Annotated in this window: 25 protein-coding genes; 3 read left to right on the top strand and 22 right to left on the bottom strand. The window is 55.7% G+C overall.

Annotated features, from left to right (window positions below; all coding sequences use genetic code 11):
• Positions 1 to 18: 18 nt before the first annotated feature.
• From ABLU86_RS23420 to ABLU86_RS23390, 7 genes are all read right to left on the bottom strand, one after another.
• Entirely contained in the window at positions 19 to 570 is a 552-nt protein-coding gene (locus ABLU86_RS23420; protein ID WP_015703284.1) for a fimbrial protein, read from the bottom strand.
• Positions 570 to 3,161 carry a fimbria/pilus outer membrane usher protein gene (locus ABLU86_RS23415; RefSeq protein WP_046883027.1) on the bottom strand — a complete coding sequence of 864 codons (2,592 nt, stop codon included), beginning with the start codon at positions 3,159 to 3,161 and terminating at the stop codon, positions 570 to 572. The genes ABLU86_RS23420 and ABLU86_RS23415 overlap by 1 nt, the downstream gene beginning before the upstream one ends.
• Before the next feature lie 38 nt (positions 3,162 to 3,199).
• Positions 3,200 to 3,886, bottom strand: a complete 687-nt coding sequence (locus tag ABLU86_RS23410) for a fimbria/pilus periplasmic chaperone (protein ID WP_015703286.1) — start codon at positions 3,884 to 3,886, stop codon at positions 3,200 to 3,202.
• A gap of 49 nt (positions 3,887 to 3,935) precedes the next feature.
• The gene (locus tag ABLU86_RS23405; RefSeq protein WP_015703287.1) at positions 3,936 to 4,472 is read right to left on the bottom strand and encodes a hypothetical protein; all 537 of its coding nucleotides are present in this window, start codon (positions 4,470 to 4,472) and stop codon (positions 3,936 to 3,938) included.
• Positions 4,473 to 4,885: 413 nt separating this feature from the next.
• Positions 4,886 to 5,122 (bottom strand): non-oxidative hydroxyarylic acid decarboxylases subunit D, encoded by a 237-nt coding sequence (locus ABLU86_RS23400; RefSeq protein ID WP_087876656.1) that lies wholly within the window; start codon positions 5,120 to 5,122, stop codon positions 4,886 to 4,888.
• Positions 5,123 to 5,132: 10 nt separating this feature from the next.
• Positions 5,133 to 6,560, bottom strand: a complete 1,428-nt coding sequence (locus ABLU86_RS23395) for a non-oxidative hydroxyarylic acid decarboxylases subunit C (protein WP_032715718.1) — start codon at positions 6,558 to 6,560, stop codon at positions 5,133 to 5,135.
• Between the two features lie 2 nt (positions 6,561 to 6,562).
• Positions 6,563 to 7,153 carry a non-oxidative hydroxyarylic acid decarboxylases subunit B gene (locus ABLU86_RS23390; RefSeq protein WP_047076608.1) on the bottom strand — a complete coding sequence of 197 codons (591 nt, stop codon included), beginning with the start codon at positions 7,151 to 7,153 and terminating at the stop codon, positions 6,563 to 6,565.
• 172 nt (positions 7,154 to 7,325) lie between these two features.
• Here ABLU86_RS23390 and ABLU86_RS23385 point away from each other — a divergent pair, with 172 nt between their 5' ends.
• On the top strand, positions 7,326 to 7,745 hold the full coding sequence (locus ABLU86_RS23385; protein WP_015703289.1) for a MarR family transcriptional regulator: 420 nt from the start codon (positions 7,326 to 7,328) through the stop codon (positions 7,743 to 7,745).
• Here ABLU86_RS23385 and ABLU86_RS23380 read toward each other — a convergent pair.
• Positions 7,742 to 8,629 carry a LysR family transcriptional regulator gene (locus ABLU86_RS23380; RefSeq protein ID WP_045361376.1) on the bottom strand — a complete coding sequence of 296 codons (888 nt, stop codon included), beginning with the start codon at positions 8,627 to 8,629 and terminating at the stop codon, positions 7,742 to 7,744. The two genes, ABLU86_RS23385 and ABLU86_RS23380, sit on opposite strands and share 4 nt — an antisense overlap.
• Positions 8,630 to 8,751: 122 nt before the next feature.
• Here ABLU86_RS23380 and ABLU86_RS23375 point away from each other — a divergent pair, with 122 nt between their 5' ends.
• A complete protein-coding gene (locus ABLU86_RS23375; protein ID WP_015703291.1) occupies positions 8,752 to 9,129 on the top strand; it encodes a DUF4440 domain-containing protein in 378 nt (125 codons plus the stop codon).
• A 52-nt stretch (positions 9,130 to 9,181) separates the two neighbouring features.
• Here the strand turns inward: ABLU86_RS23375 and rpoS are convergent, their stop codons facing one another.
• The 13 genes from rpoS to cysG all read right to left on the bottom strand — a co-directional run bounded on the left by rpoS (position 9,182) and on the right by cysG (position 20,409).
• Positions 9,182 to 10,174, bottom strand: a complete 993-nt coding sequence (gene rpoS / locus ABLU86_RS23370) for an RNA polymerase sigma factor RpoS (RefSeq protein ID WP_015369990.1) — start codon at positions 10,172 to 10,174, stop codon at positions 9,182 to 9,184.
• Positions 10,175 to 10,331: 157 nt separating this feature from the next.
• Entirely contained in the window at positions 10,332 to 11,474 is a 1,143-nt protein-coding gene (gene nlpD, locus ABLU86_RS23365) for a murein hydrolase activator NlpD (RefSeq protein ID WP_015703293.1), read from the bottom strand.
• Positions 11,475 to 11,598: 124 nt separating this feature from the next.
• A complete protein-coding gene (locus tag ABLU86_RS23360) occupies positions 11,599 to 12,225 on the bottom strand; it encodes a protein-L-isoaspartate(D-aspartate) O-methyltransferase (RefSeq protein ID WP_015369988.1) in 627 nt (208 codons plus the stop codon).
• Positions 12,219 to 12,980: a 5'/3'-nucleotidase SurE gene (surE, locus tag ABLU86_RS23355; protein WP_015369987.1), complete on the bottom strand. Its 762-nt coding sequence runs from the start codon at positions 12,978 to 12,980 to the stop codon at positions 12,219 to 12,221. The genes ABLU86_RS23360 and surE overlap by 7 nt, the downstream gene beginning before the upstream one ends.
• Positions 12,961 to 14,010 carry a tRNA pseudouridine(13) synthase TruD gene (gene truD / locus ABLU86_RS23350; RefSeq protein WP_015703295.1) on the bottom strand — a complete coding sequence of 350 codons (1,050 nt, stop codon included), beginning with the start codon at positions 14,008 to 14,010 and terminating at the stop codon, positions 12,961 to 12,963. Before truD ends, surE begins: the two co-directional genes overlap by 20 nt.
• On the bottom strand, positions 14,007 to 14,486 hold the full coding sequence (gene ispF / locus ABLU86_RS23345; protein WP_110916222.1) for a 2-C-methyl-D-erythritol 2,4-cyclodiphosphate synthase: 480 nt from the start codon (positions 14,484 to 14,486) through the stop codon (positions 14,007 to 14,009). Before ispF ends, truD begins: the two co-directional genes overlap by 4 nt.
• Positions 14,486 to 15,196, bottom strand: a complete 711-nt coding sequence (gene ispD / locus ABLU86_RS23340; RefSeq protein WP_020078075.1) for a 2-C-methyl-D-erythritol 4-phosphate cytidylyltransferase — start codon at positions 15,194 to 15,196, stop codon at positions 14,486 to 14,488. The genes ispF and ispD overlap by 1 nt, the downstream gene beginning before the upstream one ends.
• A 19-nt stretch (positions 15,197 to 15,215) precedes the next feature.
• Positions 15,216 to 15,527, bottom strand: coding sequence for a cell division protein FtsB (ftsB, locus tag ABLU86_RS23335; protein WP_015369983.1), 312 nt, complete (start codon positions 15,525 to 15,527; stop codon positions 15,216 to 15,218).
• A gap of 138 nt (positions 15,528 to 15,665) precedes the next feature.
• Complete coding sequence (locus ABLU86_RS23330) at positions 15,666 to 15,992, bottom strand: DUF3561 family protein (RefSeq protein ID WP_015369982.1); 327 nt, start codon at positions 15,990 to 15,992, stop codon at positions 15,666 to 15,668.
• Positions 15,993 to 16,042: 50 nt separating this feature from the next.
• Positions 16,043 to 16,648 carry an adenylyl-sulfate kinase gene (gene cysC / locus ABLU86_RS23325; RefSeq protein ID WP_015369981.1) on the bottom strand — a complete coding sequence of 202 codons (606 nt, stop codon included), beginning with the start codon at positions 16,646 to 16,648 and terminating at the stop codon, positions 16,043 to 16,045.
• A complete protein-coding gene (gene cysN, locus ABLU86_RS23320) occupies positions 16,648 to 18,075 on the bottom strand; it encodes a sulfate adenylyltransferase subunit CysN (protein ID WP_063443425.1) in 1,428 nt (475 codons plus the stop codon). Before cysN ends, cysC begins: the two co-directional genes overlap by 1 nt.
• Positions 18,076 to 18,084: 9 nt before the next feature.
• Positions 18,085 to 18,993: a sulfate adenylyltransferase subunit CysD gene (cysD, locus tag ABLU86_RS23315; protein ID WP_015369979.1), complete on the bottom strand. Its 909-nt coding sequence runs from the start codon at positions 18,991 to 18,993 to the stop codon at positions 18,085 to 18,087.
• Between the two features lie 9 nt (positions 18,994 to 19,002).
• On the bottom strand, positions 19,003 to 20,409 hold the full coding sequence (gene cysG, locus ABLU86_RS23310; RefSeq protein ID WP_162184003.1) for a siroheme synthase CysG: 1,407 nt from the start codon (positions 20,407 to 20,409) through the stop codon (positions 19,003 to 19,005).
• Positions 20,410 to 20,655: 246 nt separating this feature from the next.
• Here cysG and ABLU86_RS23305 point away from each other — a divergent pair, with 246 nt between their 5' ends.
• Positions 20,656 to 21,702, top strand: a complete 1,047-nt coding sequence (locus tag ABLU86_RS23305) for an aminopeptidase (RefSeq protein ID WP_015703300.1) — start codon at positions 20,656 to 20,658, stop codon at positions 21,700 to 21,702.
• 73 nt (positions 21,703 to 21,775) lie between these two features.
• Here the strand turns inward: ABLU86_RS23305 and cysH are convergent, their stop codons facing one another.
• Entirely contained in the window at positions 21,776 to 22,510 is a 735-nt protein-coding gene (gene cysH / locus ABLU86_RS23300; protein ID WP_015369976.1) for a phosphoadenosine phosphosulfate reductase, read from the bottom strand.
• Between the last annotated feature and the right edge of the window lie 6 nt (positions 22,511 to 22,516).

The following is a 22,516-nucleotide window of genomic DNA, read 5'->3' as shown; positions in this document are numbered from 1 at the left end:
CTGCCTTTTATCAGGTAACTAGTTATAAACAACGTTCAGGGTGACGACGCTCTGGAACTCCCCGGTACCGGGGTTGTGGCCTGGGGTTGCCATTCTTGCGATAAAAATGATTTCACCGGCATGGCTGTCTGACTCGAGAGTGACGTCATGACTCTGCCCGTTAGACATTTGCCAGTGATCCGCATCGGTTAATAATTCCAGTGCAACATCGGTTGCGCCGCCCCCCTCTGCCGTAATCCCGTTGGCAAAATAGAATGGCTGGGTTCCATCTACGGCACCGGTAAACGCTACCGTCGCTTTAGTCAGCGAGGGAGAACAGTTAGTGAAAGAGACAGTGAACGGGACATTGTCCGTGCTATCGCCTTCATTAATAAAATCCGTTGGCAGATAGGTTCCCAGTTCAACGGTCGCGGGATAACTAACATTACAGCTGCCTGCCACAATATTCCCCGTGACGCTGAAGTTAATGACATCCTGTGTGTTGTACGCCAGTGCAGACGGCAGCCCGGCAACGAAAAGCAGGCTCGTCGCCGCCATGCGTCGGACGGTAGCAAAATGAAAGCGTGACATCAGTGAGCCCCCTGGACGGGATGGCATATCCCGTTGATAAACAGAATATCGGCCTGCGACTTCGCGCCCGCCAGTGTGTAGTCAACGGCACACTGTTTGTTCGCCCCGTCGCCCCACTTGACCATCAGTTGCCCTTTATCGGCGAGACCAACCAGGTACACTTCGCCACTGTCGCCGACGATGCTGCTGCGGGTGTCGTCCGAATCATCGCTGGTTTGCGTGACTACCGCGCCGAACGGCACCGGCTTACCGTTGAAGATCAATGTCATCATCGCCTTCCGGCCAATCCAGGTGTTGTACTTCACGCGGACCACCGCGCCTTTGGTTGGCACCACGGTTTTGGCGACGTTATCAATGGCCGCGGTGGCATCGCTGGCCTCCACGGTATTGAGGGAAATCTGATTACTGTGGTACGGACGCACGTACGGCACAATCGCATTACCAAAGTAGTCGGTATGGACGTTAGTCTGGCCATTGATCGGCACCCCGGAGACGCCCGGCGTTTCCACCAGCGCTACGCTGTCATTCAACTGACGGGCCAGGGTAATACCGCCACTGTGAACCACCATTCCGCCGCGCAGGCTATAGTTCAGACGACGGCTGTAGTCGTCGTAGCTGTAACCGGCGGACACATCGGCATACGAGCTCTGGTAGCCGACGGTAACGTTGCCGTTGGTCGCTTCTGAATCGGCGTTATAGCCTTCCGATACCTGCCAGTTGAGCTGGTTTTGTTGCATTGCGGTGCCGGAAATACCGATGTTATGCGTGGTATCGCCGTGTTTGCTGCTGTTCATCGAGTAGTTAGCCGAAATCGACTGCGCCGCTTCACTATTGCTGAAGGCGCTGAACGGTACGCTAAAGTTAAGCGAGAAGACGTTATCGTCATCGTATTCATCGGAATCGTTGCCATAACCGCCATCAACGTTCTTCGTGTGCGCATAGTTCAGCGAGTACGATACCGGCCCCAGCGTGCTGCTGAAGCCGAGGTTCAGCGAGTCGGCGTGCTGGCTATTCCAGTAGGAGGCGTCATACATGGTCAGGGACAACGTCCCGAAAGGCAGCGTCTGTGAGATAGTCACATCGAAACGATTACGTTCGCGACCGTTATCGATGGCGCTGTTGCCCGGGTCCCAATCATTGAGGAAATCCTGGAACGACAGATAACCGCGGGTTGAGAATTTGTAGCCAGCCACCGCAATATCGGTGTTGGTCTGCTGCAGCGTCTTGCTGTAGCGCACGCGGTACGACTGGCCGCTATGGTGTTCCATCTGCCGTATATTGTCCGGCTGCGGGACATCCGCCCACGACTGTGAAATATCAAAAGAGAGCGCACCGGCGCTGCCGAGGTTAAAACCGGTACCGGCAATCAGGTTGGAGTATTTGTCTTCCGCCTGAATATAGCCGCCGTACAGCGTCACGCCTTTGCCGACGCCCCAGGCCGCCGATCCCTGGACAAAGTTAAAGTCTTCCGCACGCGAATCCGAGCCGTCCTGGCGGGTTTTACCCGCCACCAGGCCATACTGCACCTGTCCTTCGCGCTGTAGCACCGGCAATGTGGCGTAAGGGACGATGAAGCTACTTTGCGAACCATCAGACTCCTTGATCACCACTTTCAGGTCGCCGGAGCTACCGGTCGGGTACATATCGCTGAATTCGAATGGCCCCGGCGGCACCGTAGCCTTATAGATGCTGTGTCCGTTCTGGTACACGGTGACCTCGGCGTTGCTGCGGGCGATACCGCGGATCACCGGCGCGAAACCCTGCATGCTGTCCGGCTTCATATCATTATCGGAATACATCTGTACCCCGGTAAAACCCACGCTATCGAACACACCGCCGCGGGTGGTGCCCTGCCCGAGAACCAGTTGGCTTTTCAGGGATTTAATATCGCGGGAAGCGTAGGTGTACACCGAATCCCACTCACTTTCGGATTCAGAGTGGCTGTAGGTGGAATAGTTACGCAAACGCCACGCCCCCAGGTTCAGCCCCGGCTGTAGGCTGACGAACTGGTTGCTACTGTCCACGCCATTACGGTGGTGCAAATCCTGCTGACCAGAGACGCTGTAGTTAAGCAAACCGGCGGCAATACCTTCATCCCATCGCTCTGGCGAAACGTAGCCACGGGCGGTGTTGAGCAGGGCAACCTGCGGGATAGTGAGATCAAAGCGCTGATTCGCCAGATCCATTTTCTGTTCCAGACCCGGAATAGCCTGCAGGCTGGCGCACTCTCTGGCTTTGTCCTGTTCGCTAAAGTAGTTATCGACCCGCACATTCCAGGCTTTCAGCTCAGACACGCTCAGGCACGCTCCAACAACCTGCCCGGCGGTGGTGTTTTTGTCGTCCGACAGCTTGCGAAAGGAAATGGTTTTAGTATCCACCAGGCTACCGTTGATATAAATATCGACGTTATAGTCACCAGGCGGTACCTCATCTTTGGCAAACAGACTGAGATCCATCATTGGCGTCTCTGTACTATCCGTTTCCAAAAGACGAGGGTTAAAATGTTCCTGAGCAATGGCGCTGAAAGAACTGAAGGCAATACTGAGCCCCAGCCCTAAAGAAAGGACATAGGTATGCTTAACTTTTTCCATTATTACCCTGTATCCGTACGGGATACGTACCGTGCCGATTAATATGAAGAGACTTTGTCCTGACCTTTCACGCCGTAATCATTAATCAGCGACCAGGTCACTTTGCCGTGGGAGGGGATCTTCCCTTCGGAAATATTCAGCGTAGAGAACGGTGCGACAAAATATTGGCCGCTGAGCGCATGATTATTAATTTCTATGCGGGAGAAGTTCATATAAAACGGTGTCGGGTTATTGACCTGCACACCGCCAGCAGCCGGCTTCCATACCACTTTATTTGCACTGCTTTCCGGCGACTGGCCTTTGAGTGCAACCGGGCGATAGATCAGCTTAATTTTCGAATTGATGGCAATCTGCATGGTATTTTTGCCAGCAGAACTATCATCCGTAGCGGGAATACCTTTTACGTTTAGCCACAATAATGATTCGCGATCTTCCGGAACCGGCATCCCTGAACGAACAATCCGGATCGACGCTTTTTTCCCGGCTTCGAGGCGAAACAGCGGCGGCGTAATAATCATAGTTTCTTTTTTCAGTGCGCTACCTTCGGCGGGACTGACCCAGGATTGCACCAGATTGGTAACTTTGTCCGAGTTTTCCACGGATAACGAGGCGGCCTGATGGGAGCCGTCAAAAATCACCCGCGTTCCACCGGTAACGATACTGGCAGACGCATTCAGACTGGCAACGGCGGCCACACAAAAAACAAAAGCTGCGATGGGTTTCATTATGCAATGCACTCACAGAAATATAAGGAGGGTTTCCCCTCCTTCAGGATTAGTTATAGCGGACGTTATAGGTCACGACGGACTGAACCGTACCAGCAACAGCCTGATCAACAGCAATCATCGATGCGGTGTAGGTCTCGGTAGCAGAGCCAGAGTCCAGGGTAATAGGATCGTTGTCTGCATTGTTCTTCACGATGGTGCCATTAGAACCGCCTTGCTTCAGTTGAACGGCAACGTTTTGTGCAGCAGTGACGCCAACCCCAGAGGCAGTATTCGCGAAGTACGAGTCATCACCAGCCACCGGGTCAACCGGCGCAGAGAAGACAATATTGACATTGGACGCAGTCGGGCACTGGTCCAGATTAAAAACGAACTGTTTCGGCGCGCCGAGGTCACCTTTTGCTACCAAATCAGTTGCTGCCACGCTGCCCAGTTCAACGGTTGCATCCGGAGTACCGCCATCAACAGTGATGTTGCAACCCGTCTCCAGCACTTCACCGTTAAAGGTAATGGTGTTAGATGCCATCGCTGCCGCGCTCATGCCAAAAGTCAGAACCAGAGCTGCGCCGATTTTAGTAAGTTTCATTCTTTAATATCCCAATAAAAATAATAAACATCGCAATTATTAATTGTTGTCAAAATGACAACCGAAAAGCATTATCAACAAACGCCCATTAAATAATGCACGTTCAGTGATAATGTTTATTAACTCGTTTAGAAAAAATGGACGTCAATATGCATTTTAAAATACCCCATCGAGTCCATATTTAGACTACAAGATATTTACAGATTGATTCAAATTGGATGCATTTAATTAAAAACTTATGGAGGGTTGACTGTTTAAAAAATAAACAGAGAGAAGCAGAAATGAGTAATGATAGCTGACAAGATGTGAATTATAATCATTAATGATTAAGTCACTAGTTATAATCTAATTGAAAATACTTGTCACGCCCTTTAATTCTAAATAAAAAGGCCCGGAATATCCGGGCCAGTCATTTAACGCTTATCTGCCGCCAACAGCGGTGGAATATGCGGCACCTGCGGCGCCTCATCAATATCTTTCTGCGTCATGCGGAACGCTTCCGGATAATGTTCGCGGCTGGTACGACGCAGCGGTTCAGTATTACGCCAGGTATAGAGGCAGTGCTGGCACTGGTAAACGATCCACCCCCCTTTTACCGGCGACGTCGCCATCACTTCAATCTGTTCATCAGCACAACGTGGACAAATCATCTTCTTCTCCTTATTTACGGTTGGCCAACATGGCGGTCAGTTTTTCAGCCCAGGCTTTGGTTTCCGGTAAATCCTGAACCGGCTGACTGTAGTGACCGCGAAGGTCAGGCGCAACAGGGGTGGTGGCGTCGATAATCAGTTTGTCGGTGATCCCCGCCGGACTGGAACCAGGGTCGAGCTCCAGTACCGACATGTTCGGCAACTGTACCAGGTCGCCCGCCGGGTTGACCTTCGAGGAGAGCGCCCACATCACCTGCGGCAGGTTGAACGGATCGACATCTTCATCGACCATGATCACCATTTTCACGTAACCGAGGCCGTGCGGGGTAGTCATCGCCCGTAATCCCACCGCGCGGGCAAAACCGCCGTAGCGTTTTTTGGTGGAGATAATCGCCAGCAGACCATGGGTGTACATGGCGTTGACCGCCTGCACTTCCGGGAACTCCGCCTTCAGCTGCTGGTACAGCGGCACGCAGGTCGCCGGGCCCATCAGATAGTCGATTTCGGTCCACGGCATTCCGAGATACAACGATTCAAAAATCGGTTTTGTGCGATAAGAGACTTTATCGATACGCACCACCGTCATATTGCGGCCGCCTGAGTAGTGGCCGGTGAACTCGCCGAACGGCCCTTCGATTTCACGCTTGCGCCCTTCAATCACCCCTTCAAGGATCACCTCTGAGCCCCAGGGAACGTCAAAGCCGGTCAGCGGCGCGGTGGCGATGGGATACGGGCTTTCGCGCAGCGCGCCCGCCATCTCATATTCTGACTGGTCATATTTCAGCGGCGTGGCGCCCATCAGGGTAATAATCGGATCGTTACCCAGGGTGATGGCAATGGGCAGATCCTCACCGCGCTCTTCCGCTTTATGCAGATGCAGCGCGATATCGTGCATCGGTACCGGCTGCAGGCCCAGCTTGCGCTTGCCTTTCACTTCCATCCGGTAAATACCGACGTTCTGCTTGCCGAAGTGGTCCGGGTCAAGCGGATCGCGCGAAACCACACAGGCTTTGTCGAGATAGAAACCACCGTCGCCATCGTTCAGGCGGAACAGCGGCAGAATATCGAACAGGTTGATATCGTCGCCATCAACGGTGTTTTCCGCCCACGCCGGATTGGCGCGACGCTCCGGCGTTACCGGGAATTTATCCCAGCGGCGAATAAATTCATCAATCTGCTTTTTCACCGGCGTGTTTGGCGGCAGCCCCAGCGAAATCGCGTGGTTTTGCCAGGAACCGATGGTGTTCATGGCGACACGGGCGTTGGTAAAGCCGCGAATGTTATCGAACCATAGCGCCGGCGCGCCGTCGCCGATGCGCCCAGTGGCGTTAGCGGCAGCGGCGAGATCCGGCTCGGCATTCACCTCTTCGCTAATTTTTAGCAGTTGCCCCTGCTCATCCAGCGCCTGCAAAAAGCTGCGTAAATCATCAAAAGCCATGACTAATTCTCCTGTGATAAATTCTCGACCGCGCGTAAGCCTTTCCAGCGACGCGCTTTGTGGTATTCGAGACCAAACTGATCCAGCACCCGGGTTACAATATGGTTGGTGATATCCTCTACCGTTTCCGGGTGGTTGTAATAGGCAGGCATGGGCGGCACCATCGCCACGCCCATGCGCGACAGCGCCAGCATGTTCTCCAGATGAATGGTGCTCAGGGGCATTTCACGCGGCACCAGAACCAGCTTGCGCCCCTCTTTCAGCACCACGTCCGCCGCGCGGCCGACTAACCCTTCCGCATAGCCAGCGCGAATACCCGCCAGCGTTTTCATGCTGCAGGGGATAACAATCATGCCGTCGGTACGAAACGATCCTGATGAGATGGTCGCGGCCTGATCCGCCGGGCTATGGCAGAAGTCCGCCAGCGCGGCGACATCACGAGCGCTATAGGGCGTTTCCAGCTCAATGGTGGTTTTTGCCCATTTCGACATGACCAGATGCGTTTCCACATCCGGCATTTCATTCAGCGCCTGCAACAGCGCGACGCCTAACGGCGCGCCGGTCGCCCCGGTCATCCCAATAATCAGTTTCATTCGCTACCTCATACATTGTTCGTATACGAACCTTTGTATTAAAACTACGCTCATTCTTAGGGGATCTCAATATCGTTCGTACACGATCGCATCAATAATCAAAAAAATGAGATGTGAAAAGAAGCCGAAAATACGGCTATCATAAAGGTGATATTTTTGTGACGGGGTGTCCATGGAGTTACGTAACGAGGCGTTCCACCTTCTACGCCAGCTTTTTCAACAGCATACCGCGCGCTGGCAACATGAATTACCGGAACTGACCAAGCCGCAATACGCGGTGATGCGCTCGGTCGCCGAACATCCTGGTATCGAGCAGGTGACGCTTATCGAAGCGGCCGTCAGCACAAAAGCGACGCTGGCGGAGATGCTTAGCCGGATGGAAAAACGCGGGCTGGTACGCCGCGAACACGATCCGAGCGATAAACGTCGCCGCTTTGTCTATCTGACGAATGAAGGGCAGGCGCTGCTGGCAAATTCCATGCCGCAAGGCAATCGGGTCGATGAAGAATTTTTGAGCCGCCTTAACGAAGAGGAGCGCGCGCAGTTTTCCCGGCTGGTGCTGAAAATGATGGAAAATAAAAACGCGGATTAAGCGGTTCGTTCGCGCAGAAAATCGATAAATGCCCGGACCTTGGTTGGCACATGCTGCGCGTCCGGGTAGACGGCGTATACCCCCTGCGATGGAAAAATATACTCCGGCACTACCCGCACCAGCTCCTGCCGCGCGATAGCTTCGGCCACCAGCCACTCCGGGAGTAGCGCCACTCCGCTTCCCGCCAGCGCGAAGCCCATTAACGCTTGTGCGCTATCGGCTGAGATCCGCGGTGGTTGCGTAATTTCAAAAGCGAACGATTGTCCTTCGGCGGTCAGGAGCTGCCAGCGCAGCGGCGTCGCTAAGCGCTCGTTAACTATCCACTCCGCCTGCGCCAGGTCGGCAAGCGTGCGCAGCGGATGTTTATCCAGCCAAATCGGCGAGGCCACGGGCACGATGGCGAAACGCGAAATCCGGGCCGCATGATAGCGCGAATCGGCCAGGGTACCGAGGCGTATCGCGACATCAAACCGTTCAGAGATCAAATCCGCGTGATAAGACGATGAGACGTGACGCACCCGCAGCGCCGGATGTCGACGAGCAAATTCCGCCAGTGCCGGGATAATCACCTGAGCGCCATATTCCGGGGTGGTGGTGATCCGCAGTTCACCGCTTAACCCGGCGTGGCTGGCGCGCACCTCATCCTGTAAATTCTCCGCGGCTTTCAACAGCCCGACGCCACGCTGGTAAAACACCGCCCCGGCTTCGGTGAGCGTTAACCGGCGCGTCGAACGCAGCAGCAACGTCACCCCCAGTTCACTCTCTAGCTGGCGAACGTTAAAACTGACCACCGCTTTGGTTTGCCCAAGCGCCGCCGCAGCAGCAGTAAAGCTTCCGGCATCAACAACGGCGACAAACATGGTAACGCGCTGCAGGTTTAGCATTTGAATAGGGCTTATTGTCAAAAATTATTAGACAGTATATCCCTGAAAAGCGCATTTATCCGCCCCTGAGACGCGGTTTACAGTAATCCCCTGCATTGCCTGCAGCTTAATCCGGAGAAAACATGAACCCATGGATCCAAGAAGTTATCGACGCCCACGTGATCATTGAACAATGGCTGGGCCGGAAAGAAGGTAGCGCACAAGCGCTGATGAGCCGTTTTGCGCAAGAATTTACAATGGTTCCTATCAGCGGCGCTAAGATGGATTACCCGACGGTAAGCGGCTTTTTCCATAGCGCGGGCGGCAGTCGCCCGGGATTAAGTATCGTGGTTGATAATGCGCAGGTGTTGAGCGAATGGCATGACGGCGGCGCGGTGCTCTACCGCGAAAGCCAGACCCTGCCGGAACAAGGCGAAGTCGTGCGCTGGTCCACGGCGATATTTCAACGCATTGAGGGAAAAATCCTCTGGCGTCATCTGCAGGAAACCCGTATCGGTTAATGCAAAGGAAAAGGCCCAATCGCAGGATTGGGCCTTTTTGAAAGAAAACGATTTATTCGCGGAATAGCGCTTCGATGTTTAGCCCCTGTCCCTGCAGGATCTCCCGCAGGCGGCGCAGGCCTTCCACCTGAATCTGACGCACGCGTTCGCGGGTCAGGCCGATTTCACGACCCACATCTTCAAGCGTTGCGGATTCATAACCCAGCAGCCCGAAACGACGAGCCAGTACTTCGCGCTGTTTGGCGTTCAGTTCGAACAGCCATTTGACGATGCTCTGTTTCATATCATCGTCCTGCGTGGTGTCTTCCGGGCCGTTGTCTTTTTCATCGGCCAGAATATCCAGCAGCGCTTTTTCTGAGTCACCGCCCAGCGGGGTATCCACTGAGGTAATGCGCTCGTTCAGACGCAGCATACGGCTAACGTCATCAACCGGTTTATCCAGCTGTTCGGCTATCTCTTCGGCGCTTGGCTCGTGGTCCAGCTTATGCGACAACTCGCGCGCGGTACGCAGATAAACGTTCAGCTCTTTCACAATATGGATAGGTAAACGAATGGTACGGGTTTGGTTCATAATCGCCCGTTCAATCGTTTGACGGATCCACCAGGTGGCGTAGGTTGAAAAACGGAACCCACGCTCCGGGTCAAACTTCTCAACTGCGCGGATCAGGCCGAGGTTACCTTCTTCAATCAGATCCAGCAGCGCCAGACCACGATTGCTGTAACGACGAGCAATCTTCACCACCAGACGCAGGTTACTTTCAATCATGCGACGGCGTGAAGCAACATCTCCACGTAGTGCGCGACGGGCGAAATAGACTTCTTCTTCGGCCGTCAGCAGCGGGGAATAACCAATCTCACCAAGATACAGCTGTGTCGCATCGAGAACGCGCTGGGTGGCGCCTTGCGACAGCAGCTCTTCCTCAGCCAGATCGCTATCACTGGGTTCCTCTTCTACTAAGGCTTTCTCGTCGAAAACCTCCATTCCGTTCTCATCAAATTCCGCGTCTTCATTTAAATCATGAACTTTCAGCGTATTCTGACTCATAAAGGTGGCTCCTACCCGTGATCCCTGAGCAAAGCACCTTCCGCGACCCATCACTAAACGACGCCGGAGTTATCCTCTTTATGCCTCCACTGAAGGAGGCATATCGCGACCGCCCTGGCGCCTTTCATGGTGTTACGCTTATCCGTACTTTGCCAAATTATCGCTGCGGTAAGTACTGCAGCGGGTTGACGGATTTCCCCTTGTAACGAATTTCAAAATGTAATCTTGTTGAGCTGGTTCCGGTGCTACCCATGGTAGCGATTTTCTGCCCCGCTTTGACTTCCTGTTGCTCCCGAACCAGCATGGTATCGTTATGAGCGTAGGCACTCAGGTAATCATCGTTGTGTTTGATGATAATAAGATTACCGTAACCGCGCAGTGCGTTACCGGCATAGACGACGCGCCCATCGGCGGTCGCGACAATAGCCTGTCCTTTACTGCCTGCAATGTCGATACCTTTATTGCCGCCTTCCGCGCCGCTAAAGTTCTCGATAACCTTGCCATCAGTCGGCCAGCGCCATGATGAGATCGGCGAACTGGTAGACGTACTGCTTGCAGTCGGTTGGGTTGTGCTAACGGTTGATGGCGCCGTAACCGGAGCGACCGCTGTCGTGGTCGTAGCTGGTTTATTATTCGGCAACATCTTAGTAGCACTCTGTTCACCTGAAGATTCAGAATACGTAATAGTCGGTTGTGACGCAACCACTGCGGTGGATTTTTGTGCAGAAGTTGTGGTGGCCGTCGCACCGCCGCTCGCTTGCGCGCTAGCCTGAGATACCGGGTTTTCGCCGGTGATCGGCTGGCCTGCGGAGTTGCCGACCTGCAGCACCTGGCCCACGTTCAGCGCGTACGGCGCCGGGACGTTGTTGCGTTCCGCAAGGTCGCGGAAATCGTTGCCGGTGACCCATGCGATATAGAACAGGGTATCGCCGCGCTTGACGGTATAGGTGCTGCCGCCGGTGTAGCTGCCTTTCGGAATATCGCCATATTTACGGTTGTAAACAATCTTACCGTTCACCGTCTGCACCGGTTGCTGAGCCATCGGCTGAACCTGGGTCGGCTGAGTCTGAATTGGCTGGGTCTGCATCGGCTGAATCGGCTGAGCCGGCGGAACTTGCTGCGCGCCGGAGGATGGCGGTGTAATCAGCATCCCGGAATTGGTGCTGGAGGACGCAGCGCCGCTTGCCGAATTCACCGGCGCAGGCGGATTATTGGTATTTGTACACCCGGCCAGCCAGAGTGAAACCAGTGACAACGCCGCAATACGGCTTACGGTAAATTTTGGGCTTCCCGCGCTCATTTATCCCCCAGGAATATGTTAACTGCCAATATCTTGCTTACCGGGCAGCGCCCGGCCAGGACACTGAAAAATGTGTCCACCCTACGCCTAAACTTAGGCAAAAAAAACCTGGAATAATCCGGGTTCAGGCCAGTTCCCCTCTGACGAGCGGAACAAAGCGAACGGCTTCGACGGTATCGATGAAAAATTCGCCGCCGCGGCGACGGATCCGCTTCAGGTACTGATGTTCTTCACCGACAGGCAAAACCAGCACGCCGCCTTCATCAAGCTGCGCCATCAGCGCGGCCGGAATTTCCGGCGGCGCGGCGGTGACGATAATCGCGTCAAAAGGCGCGCGAGCCTGCCAACCCTGCCATCCATCGCCATGACGGGTTGAAACATTATGTAAATCAAGTTGTTTAAGACGCCGACGCGCCTGCCACTGCAGGCTCTTAATCCGCTCAACCGAGCAGACGTGGTGCACGAGGTGCGCCAGGATCGCCGTCTGATAGCCGGAGCCGGTGCCAATTTCCAGCACCCTTGAGTCCGGCGTCAGTTCCAGAAGCTCCGTCATCCGCGCCACCATATAAGGCTGCGAGATGGTTTGCCCCTGGCCAATCGGCAGCGCGGTGTTTTCCCACGCCTTATGTTCAAAGGCTTCATCAACGAATTTTTCGCGCGGAACCTGCGCGATTGCCTCGAGGACCCGCTCATCGACGATGCCCTGAGTGCGTAGCTGATTCAACAAACTTTCAACACGTTTACTTACCATTGCGTATCAACCCCGACGCGTTCTAACCAATCGGTTACCACCTCATGTGCCTGATGAGCGGTTAAATCGACATGCAATGGCGTTACGGAAACATAGCCTTCATCCACCGCCGCAAAATCGGTCCCCGGCCCGGCATCGCGCTTGTCACCCGGCGGGCCGATCCAGTACAGCGTATTGCCGCGCGGATCTTTTTGCGGGATGACCTGGTCGGCCGGGTGCCGGTTGCCGCAGCGGGTGACGCGAATGCCTTTGATTTGCTCGAGGGGAAGATCCGGCACGTTGATGTTGAGGATCCGCCCGGTACGCAGCGGCTCGCGGCTTAACGCGCGCAGAATGGTGCACGTCACTGCCGCCGCGGTATCGTAATGTTGATAGCCGTTCAGCGAAACGGCAAGGGCGGGAAAACCAAGATGGCGGCCTTCCATCGCGGCCGCGACGGTACCGGAATAGATAACATCATCGCCAAGATTGGGGCCCGCGTTGATTCCAGAGACCACAATATCCGGGCGCGGGCGCATCAGCGCGTTAACGCCGAGATAAACGCAGTCGGTCGGCGTGCCCATCTGGACGGCGATATCGCCATTTTCAAAGGTGAACGTGCGCAGAGAAGATTCCAGCGTGAGCGAATTTGAGGCGCCGCTGCGATTACGATCGGGTGCAACGACCTGGACCTCGGCAAATTCGCGTAAGGCCTTCGCCAGGGTTTGGATCCCCGGCGCGTGGATACCGTCATCGTTACTCAGCAATATTCGCATAGTCACCCGTTGTATTGATAAGTTCCCTTACCACGCTGGTGGCAAAACTTCCCGCTGGCAGCCAGAAGCGCAGTTCAACAGTGACATCATCCCACCAGTTCCAGCACAATTGCTGCGGATACAGCAGCATCGCCCGGCGCGCGGCTTCAACTTTTTCGCGCGCCAGCAGCGCCTGTAGCGACGTTTCTTCGGCTATCGCGGCTTGCTCGGCGGCCAGCGCGTCGCGTTGGCTGCCCCAGTCGCCGCTGCCCGGTAGCGCAGCGGTAATCATCAGCTCGCGGTTATCGACCCGCGCCTGCAATTCCGCCAACTCTTCGGTGGTTGCCACAAACCAGCTTCCGCGCCCCGCTAATTGTAGCGCATCGCCATCAACAACCTGATTAAATTCCGTTTTTTTTAATCTAATTGCAACTTGCTGATTAAACAACGCGCTGCGAGCCGCCGACAACCAAAAACTGCGTTTATTGCGATCGCGCACCGGTTCGCCGTTCTCGGCCCAGCGCAAAGCGCCCTGCAGGTTACTGCCGCCGATACCAAAGCGTTGCGCGCCAAAATAGTTCGGCACGCCGCCGTCGGCAATCGCCTGCAAGCGCTTTTCGACATCGTCGCGATCGCTGATTTCCCGCAGGATCAGCGTGAACTGGTTGCCCTTCAGCGCGCCTAAACGCAGCTTACGCTTATGGCGTGCATACTCCAGCACCTGGCAGCCTTCGAGCTGAAACTTGCTCAGATCCGGCATCTCTTTGCCCGGCACGCGGGCGCACAGCCACTGTTCGGTGACCGCGTGCTTATCCTTTTGCCCGGCAAAGCTCACTTCGCGCGCATGGATTTTAAGAAATTTCGCCAGCGCGTCGGCAACAAAACGGGTGTTGCAGCCATTTTTCAGAATCCGCACCAGCACATGTTCGCCTTCGCCATCAGGAGCGAAACCGAGGTCTTCGACCACCAGAAAGTCTTCCGGATTGGCCTTCAGCCGCCCCTGACCCAGCGGCTTGCCGTGCAGGTATGTTAAGTCATCAAAGGCGATCATTGCGCAGCCTTACGCAGCAGCGCCACCGCTTCACAGGCGATGCCTTCGCCACGGCCAGTGAAGCCAAGCTTCTCGGTGGTGGTCGCTTTCACATTGACATCGTCCATATGGCAGCCGAGATCTTCGGCGATAAACACGCGCATCTGCGGGATATGCGGCAGCATTTTTGGCGCCTGGGCGATGATGGTGACGTCAACGTTGCTAAGGGTATATCCCTTCGCCTGTATCCGCCGCCACGCTTCACGCAGCAGCTCCCGGCTATCCGCGCCTTTAAAGGCCGGATCGGTATCCGGGAACAGTTTACCGATGTCGCCGAGCGCCGCGGCGCCCAGCAGCGCGTCGGTCAGCGCATGTAGCGCGACATCGCCATCGGAATGGGCGAGCAGCCCTTTCTCATAAGGAATACGTACCCCGCCAATAATAATTGGCCCTTCACCGCCAAAAGCGTGTACGTCAAAACCGTGTCCAATTCGCATTAAGCCTTCTCCTGGTGTCGGGAACGGGTAAGGTAAAATTCGGCCAGCGCCAGATCTTCCGGGCGCGTTACTTTAATATTATCAGCTCGTCCGGCGACCAATTCGGGATGGAAGCCGCAGTACTCCAGCGCCGACGCTTCATCGGTGATGGTCGCGCCTTCATCCAGCGCGCGCGTCAGGCAGTCAAATAGCAGTTCACGCGGGAAAAATTGCGGCGTCAGCGCATGCCATAAATCATTGCGTTCAACGGTATGGGCGATCGCGGTTTTGCCCGGTTCGGCACGCTTCATGGTATCGCGCACCGGCGCCGCCAGTATGCCGCCGACGCGGCTTGTCGCGCTCAGCGCCAGCAGTCGCGAGAGATCGTCCTGATGCAGGCACGGTCGCGCGGCATCATGAACCAGCACCCATTGCGCATCCGCTAACGCTTTTAGCCCCGCCAGTACCGAATCGGCGCGCTCGGCGCCGCCGTCAACGACGGTGACCTGCGGATGATGGGCTAAGGGAAGTTGACTAAAGCGGAGGTCGCCGGGGCTGACGGCGATCACCACCCGCTGAACGCGTTCGTTCGCCAGCAGCGCGGCGACCGAATGTTCGAGAATCGTTTTGTTACCGATTGAGAGATATTGTTTCGGGCACTCCGTTTGCATACGGCGGCCAAAACCGGCTGCCGGCACCACGGCGCAAACGCCCGGAAAAGTGGCTGCCATATTGTCATCCTGGGCTTGTTTATCGATTATTCTGCGCAGAACCCTGATTGCGTTTTGATGCATCCGGCACCAGACGATAGAACGTTTCGCCCGGGCGGGTCATGCTGAGTTCATTGCGTGCGCGTTCTTCGATCGCTTCCTGACCGCCGTTGAGATCGTCAATTTCGGCGAAAAGCTGATCGTTGCGCGCTTTTAATTTGGCGTTAGTGGCCTGCTGAGCGGAGACATCGTCATTAACCCGGCTATAGTCGTGCAAACCATTTTTGCCAAACCACAGCGAGTACTGTAGCCAGACCAGCAAAGCTAATAATAGCAGCGTTAATTTACCCATCCTGCCCCCTGAAAAACGGCATCATCATCCCATAACTCGCCGGAGTACTCTACCCTGGCGCGCGGACGATGCCGCGTAACGCGGGGACTGTACCACATTTTTGCGATGGATACCCAGGCTTGATTCATCCCAAAAAGGCTATCCCAACAGCCAGAGGAACAGCAGACCAAACATCAGCCCGACGGTTAAAATCGTCGCGCAAACGCTGTAAATCAGCTTGCCGTCCAGTAATGAATGTAGCGCAATACCGACCACCACGGCGACCGGCATAATGGCAAGGAAGAAAGGCCAGGTGTAGAGGAAGAAAAAGAGCGTATTACCGCCATACAAGAGGAAGGGAATACCCAGCGCCAGCAGCCACGAAATAAAGCCCACGGCGGCGCCCGACAAAGACCAGGTGGTCTCGTCGCTGGCCGCCGGAGGCGGTTCTGAACGAATAATACTGAGGTTCTGGGTATTGCGCATATCGAATCCTGTTGACCGGCCGACCGGCACCCCTCGATGCCGTTGCCTTTTCAGGATCTGATAATATCGCTCTGTCGAAGCAGGTCTAATAGTTGGTGCACCAAATTTGTTACCAATTGTTCACCATCCAGATGAATTTCAGCATTCTCCGGGGATTCATAGACCGAATCAATACCGGTAAAATTGCGCAACTCCCCTGCCCGCGCCTTCTTGTACAATCCTTTTGGATCCCGCGTCTCACAGATGGCTAACGGGGTATCGACAAAGACCTCGATAAAGCGTCCTTCCCCCAAACGCTCACGTACCATCTGCCGTTCCGCTCGATGCGGAGATATAAACGCCGTCAATACAACCAGCCCGGCATCGACCATCAGCTTAGCCACTTCACCGACGCGGCGAATGTTCTCTTTGCGATCGTCGTCACTGAATCCCAGATCGCTGCACAGCCCGTGACGCACATTATCGCCGTCAAGCAAATAGGTGCTTACGCCAAGCTCGTGCAGCGCCTCTTCCAGCGCCCCGGCGACGGTGGATTTACCCGACCCCGAGAGGCCGGTAAACCACAGCACCACGCCGCGATGGCCATGGTGCTGCTCGCGCTGCTCTCGGGTCACCGGATGCGCATGCCAGACGACGTTTTCGTCATGCCGGGCCATTACTTGCCTCCCAGCAGATCGCGCGCGTCCCAGTGCGGGAAGTGTTTCCGAATCAGCTGATTCAGTTCCAGTTCAAACGCGCTGTACTGCGACGTCGGGGCCTGCACCTGCAGGTGCGGTTCGTTGACCATTCCCGCGCCAACCGTCACGTTGCTCAGGCGATCGATAAAGATAAGCCCGCCGGTCACCGGGTTGTTCTGATATGGATCAAGCACCAGCGGCTCGTCAAAGGTCAGCTCCACCAGCCCAATGCCGTTCAGCGGCAGGGTTTCGACTTCACGCTGGGTCAGATTGTTGATGTCCACCTGATAGCGGATAGCGTCAACGCGGGCGCGGGTTTTCTTGCCAGCCACTTTAATGTCATAGCTCTGGCCCGGCGACAGCGCCTGTTCCGCCATCCACACGACGTCGATGCTGGCGCTTTGTACCGCAGGCAGCGAGGCTTCAGCGTCAACCAGCAAATCGCCGCGGCTGATGTCGATTTCATCTTTCAGAACGATAGTGATCGCTTCCCCCACCCCGGCCTGCGGCAGGTCGCCGTCAAAGGTGACAATACGCGCCACGTTCGACTCCACGCCCGACGGCAATACCTTCAGGCGCTGGCCAACGGTGACCGTACCGGAAGCGACGGTGCCGGAGAAACCGCGGAAATCCAGGTTCGGACGGTTCACGTACTGCACCGGGAAGCGCAGCGGCTGGCTTTCAACCTCGCGCTGGATGTCAACGGTTTCCAGCACTTCCAGCAGCGTCGGGCCGCTGTACCACGGCATTTTATCGCTCTGGGTGGCGACGTTATCCCCTTCCAGCGCCGAGAGCGGCACGAAACGGATATCAAGCTTGCCCGGCAGCTGTTCGGCGAAGGTCAGATAATCTTCACGAATTTCATTGAAGCGCGCTTCGCTGAACTCGACGAGATCCATTTTGTTCACCGCGACCACCAGGTGCTTAATCCCTAATAGCGTAGAGATAAAGCTGTGGCGGCGAGTCTGGTCGAGCACGCCTTTGCGGGCGTCAATCAGCAGGATCGCCAGATCGCAGGTGGACGCGCCGGTCGCCATATTACGGGTGTACTGCTCATGGCCCGGCGTGTCGGCAATGATAAATTTGCGTTTCTCAGTCGAGAAGTAGCGATAGGCGACATCAATGGTGATGCCCTGCTCGCGCTCGGCCTGCAGGCCATCCACCAGCAGCGCCAGATCCAGTTTCTCGCCCTGAGTGCCGTGACGCTTGCTGTCATTGTGCAGGGAAGAGAGCTGATCTTCATAAATCTGGCGCGTATCGTGCAGCAGGCGGCCAATCAAGGTACTTTTGCCGTCATCGACGCTGCCGCAGGTCAGAAAACGCAGCAGGCTTTTGTGCTGTTGCGCGTGCAGATAAGCTTCTACGCCACCTTCTTTAGCAATTTGTTGTGCAATCGTAGTGTTCATGGCGGCTCCTTAGAAATACCCCTGACGTTTTTTCAGCTCCATGGAGCCTGCCTGGTCGCGGTCAATGACGCGCCCCTGACGTTCGCTGGTGGTGGATACCAGCATCTCTTCAATAATTTCCGGCAGCGTTTGCGCGTTGGACTCTACCGCGCCGGTCAGCGGCCAGCAGCCGAGGGTACGGAAGCGCACCATCTGCTTTTTGATCATCTCGCCCGGCTGCAGATCGATACGGTCGTCATCAATCATCATCAGCATGCCGTCACGCTCCAGTACCGGGCGCTCTGCCGCCAGGTACAGCGGAACGATTTCAATATTTTCCAGATAGATGTACTGCCAGATATCCAGCTCGGTCCAGTTAGAGAGCGGGAAGACGCGAATGCTTTCGCCTTTGTTAATCTGGCCGTTGTAGTTATGCCACAGCTCCGGACGCTGATTTTTCGGGTCCCAGCGGTGGAAACGATCGCGGAAGGAGTAAATGCGCTCTTTAGCGCGGGATTTTTCTTCATCACGACGCGCGCCGCCGAATGCGGCATCAAAGCCGTATTTGTTCAGCGCCTGCTTCAGGCCTTCGGTTTTCATGATATCGGTGTGCTTGGCGCTGCCGTGAACGAACGGGTTGATGCCCATCGCCACCCCTTCTGGGTTTTTATGCACCAGCAGTTCGCAGCCATAGGCTTTGGCGGTACGGTCACGGAATTCATACATCTCACGGAATTTCCAGCCGGTATCGACGTGCAGCAGCGGGAACGGCAGGGTCCCCGGATAAAACGCTTTGCGCGCCAGATGCAGCATTACGCTGGAATCTTTACCGATGGAGTACATCATCACCGGGTTAGAGAATTCGGCGGCCACCTCACGAATGATATGGATGCTTTCCGCCTCCAGTTGCCGCAGGTGAGTGAGTCGTTTTTGGTCCATAACCGTTCCTTAAGCCAGATTTACCACAGAAGAGTTAAACCCTTCCGCTGTCGTTGTGTGTTGAAACCAGGCGAGCTGCTGATGCAGCTGTACCACTTCGCCCACCACCAGTAGTGCGGGCATTGGGGCATCTTTCGCCAGATGTTCGAGCTGTTGTAACGTTCCTGTCAGCGTCTGCTGATCCTCGCGGGTGCCGCGGGAAATCACCGCCACCGGGGTATTCGCGTCGCGGCCATGGGCGATCAGCTGAGCGCTGATGTCCGCCGCTTTCATGGTGCCCATGTAAATCGCCAGCGTTTGTTGGCTCTTCGCCAGCAGCGCCCAATCAAACGGCGCGCTGTCAGATTTATAGTGACCGGTGACGAAAACTGCGCTTTGCGCATAATCGCGATGGGTCAGCGGAATGCCGGCATAGGCCGTCGCGCCCGCCGCGGCGGTAACGCCTGGCACCACCTGGAACGGGATCCCGGCGGCGGCGGCCGCCTGCAGTTCTTCCCCGCCGCGTCCGAAAATAAACGGATCGCCGCCCTTCAGGCGCACCACCGTTTTCCCCGCTTTGGCAGCCTCCACCAGCATTTGATTCGTTTCGTGCTGCGGCACGGAGTGCTCGCCCGCGCGCTTGCCAACGCAGATCATTTCGGCATCGCGGCGCACCAGTTCCCGCACGCTCTCGGTCACCAGATGGTCATAAAACACCACGTCCGCCTGTTGAATCGCTTGCAGGCCGCGTAGCGTCAGCAAGCCAGCATCCCCCGGCCCGGCGCCTACCAGAATAATTTCGCCCACGCTGCGTTCCGGCCTGTCGAGTTCATCCTGCAGCGCCCGTTCCGCCGCCGCGTGGTTACCGGCCACCATCAGGCTGGCAAAACGCCCGGTGAATACGCGCTCCCAGAAGCGACGACGCGCTTCGGTGGTGGTCAGCCGGGTTTTCAGATGATGGCGCCAGTAGCTCGCCGTTTCAGCCAGTCGCCCCAAATTTGTGGGCAGTAGCGCTTCGATTTTTTCACGCAGAATGCGCGACAGCACCGGCGCCTTGCCGCTGGAGGAGATCGCCACCAGCAGCGGCGACCTGTCGACAATAGAAGGAAAGACGAATGAGCACAGTTGCTGGTCATCCACCACATTTACCAGGCGGTAACGCGCGTTAGCCGCGGCAAACACCCGCTGGTTAAGTTCACGATCGTCGGTGGCGGCAATCACCAGAAATACATCGTCCACCTGCTGCTCATCAAAGGCGGTTGCCCGCCAGCTGATTTGCTGACGTTCAACCTGTTCAGCGAGCTCCGGCGACAGGACGGCGGCGACCACCTGTACCTTCGCCTGCGCCCGCAGCAAGAATTTAATCTTACGGACGGCAATTTCACCGCCGCCGATAACCAGCACGGGTCTCTCTTTCAACTCGGCAAACAGGGGCAAGTAATCCACGGCGCAACAACTCTCTTACATTCAGCAATAGAGGGACTATAGGGGGCGGCCTTGAGCAAATGAAATTACGAAATGGAATGAGTTGTGACGCAAAAGAATAACGAGCTGGAAATCTAAATATCAAAAAGTGCTTAACACGCTCATTTTCCGCTATTTAAGAGCAAATGAAATTGTTTAAGCGCCGTCACAGTTTCATACTAACGCGGTCGAAATGTTTCGCTTGTGTAAGGACCCATTATGTTTTCCGCGATGTGCCGCCGTCTGCTGCCGCTGGCGCTTGGCACAGGTTTTGTCTTCTCCGCCGCTCCGGCATTCAGCGCCCTGGGCGACACCGCCAATACCCAGGCCCGCCATATTGCTACCGTCTTCCCCGGAAGAATGACCGGTACGCCGGCCGAGATGCTATCAGCCGATTATCTTCGTCAACAGTTTGCCCAGATGGGTTATCAGAGCGACGTACGTAGCTTTAATACCCGCTACATCTATACCGACAGCAATCAACGTAAGAACTGGCACAACGCCACCGGCAGCACGGTTATCGCCGCGCATGAAGGCCAGTCTCGCCAGCAAATCATTATTATGGCGCACCTCGATACCTACGCGCCGCAGAGCGATAAAGACGTTGAGAACAACCTTGGCGGCCTGACGCTGCAGGGGATCGACGATAACGCAATGGGGCTCGGCGTGCTGCTGGAGCTGGCGGAACATTTAAAGAACGTCCCCACCCGTTACGGCATTCGCTTTATCGCCACCAGCGGCGAGGAAGAAGGCCGCCTGGGCGCGCAAAACATACTTAAGCGCATGAGCGAGGCGGAAAAGAAAAATACGCTGCTGGTGATTAATCTCGATAACCTGGTGGTCGGCGATAAGCTCTATTTCAATAGCGGGCGCAGCACGCCGGCATCGGTACGCAAGCTGACCCGCGATCGCGCGCTGGCTATCGCCCGTAGTCACGGTATCGCCGCGTTCACCAATCCAGGGCTGAATCCGGAGTTCCCGAAAGGCACCGGTTGCTGTAACGATGCCAGCGTTTTTGATAACGCCGGGATCCCGGTACTCTCCGTGGAAGCGACTAACTGGTCATTGGGTAAAAAGGATGGCTATCAGCAGCGCAGTAAAACCCGTAGCTTCCCGCAGGGTACCAGCTGGCATGATGTACAACTGGATAACCAACAGTATATCGACAAAGCGCTGCCGGGAAGGATCGAGCACCGCGGGCGCGATGTTGTCAAAGTGATGCTGCCGCTGGTGAAAGAGCTGGCGAAAGTTGAGAAGAAAAACTGATTTGCGCAAAGCGAACCCGCGGTATAGCCCGCGTGTCCGCTTTGGAATAACACTCTCCGGCATAGCGCATCGCTTAGCCTTCGTGCAATCCGCACTCCCGCTTGAGGCCAAAGAATCGGGTTTCTTCTTCCGCCATACCGGGTTCCCATTTACGGGTAGTGTGAGTGTCACCAACGGACAAATACCCCTGCTCCCATAGCGGGTGGTATTTCAGGCCGTGCTTTTGCAGATACTGATAAACCGTCCGGTTATCCCAGTCGATAATCGGCAGCAGCTTAAAGACGCCGCGCTGGATAGCCAGCACCGGTAAATGCGCCCGGCTGCCGGACTGCTCGCGGCGCAGGCCAGCAAACCAGGTGCGGGTGTTGAGCTCCTTCAGCGCCCGGTTCATCGGCTCAACTTTGTTGATTTCATTGTACTTCTCAATGCCTTCAACGCCCTGCTCCCACAGTTTGCCGTAACGCGCTTCCTGCCAGGCGGCGCTTTCCGTCGCCCGGTAGACTTTAAGGTTCAGGTTGAGCTTCTCGGTCAATTCATCAATAAACTGATAGGTTTCCGGGAACAGATAGCCGGTATCGGTCAGGATCACCGGAATGTCCGGGCGCAGCTGGTTCACCAGATGCAGGCTGACTGCCGCCTGAATACCAAAGCTTGAAGAGAGCGCATAGTCGCCGGGCAGGTTTTCCAGCGCCCACGCCACGCGTTCTTCGGCGCTGAGTTTTTCCAGCTGAGTGTTAACTTCCGCCAGCGCCATGACGCGTTCTACTTTAGGCAGATCGTTCAGCGCGTTTAGATCGAGTTTGGACATAGATTC

The sequence above is a fragment of the Klebsiella sp. JN_Kp121 genome, from assembly GCF_040062145.1.
Classification (GTDB): Bacteria; Pseudomonadota; Gammaproteobacteria; order Enterobacterales; family Enterobacteriaceae; genus Klebsiella; species Klebsiella aerogenes.
The sequence above is the reverse complement of the archived record's forward strand: the minus strand, read 5'-3'. Positions and strand labels throughout refer to the sequence as shown.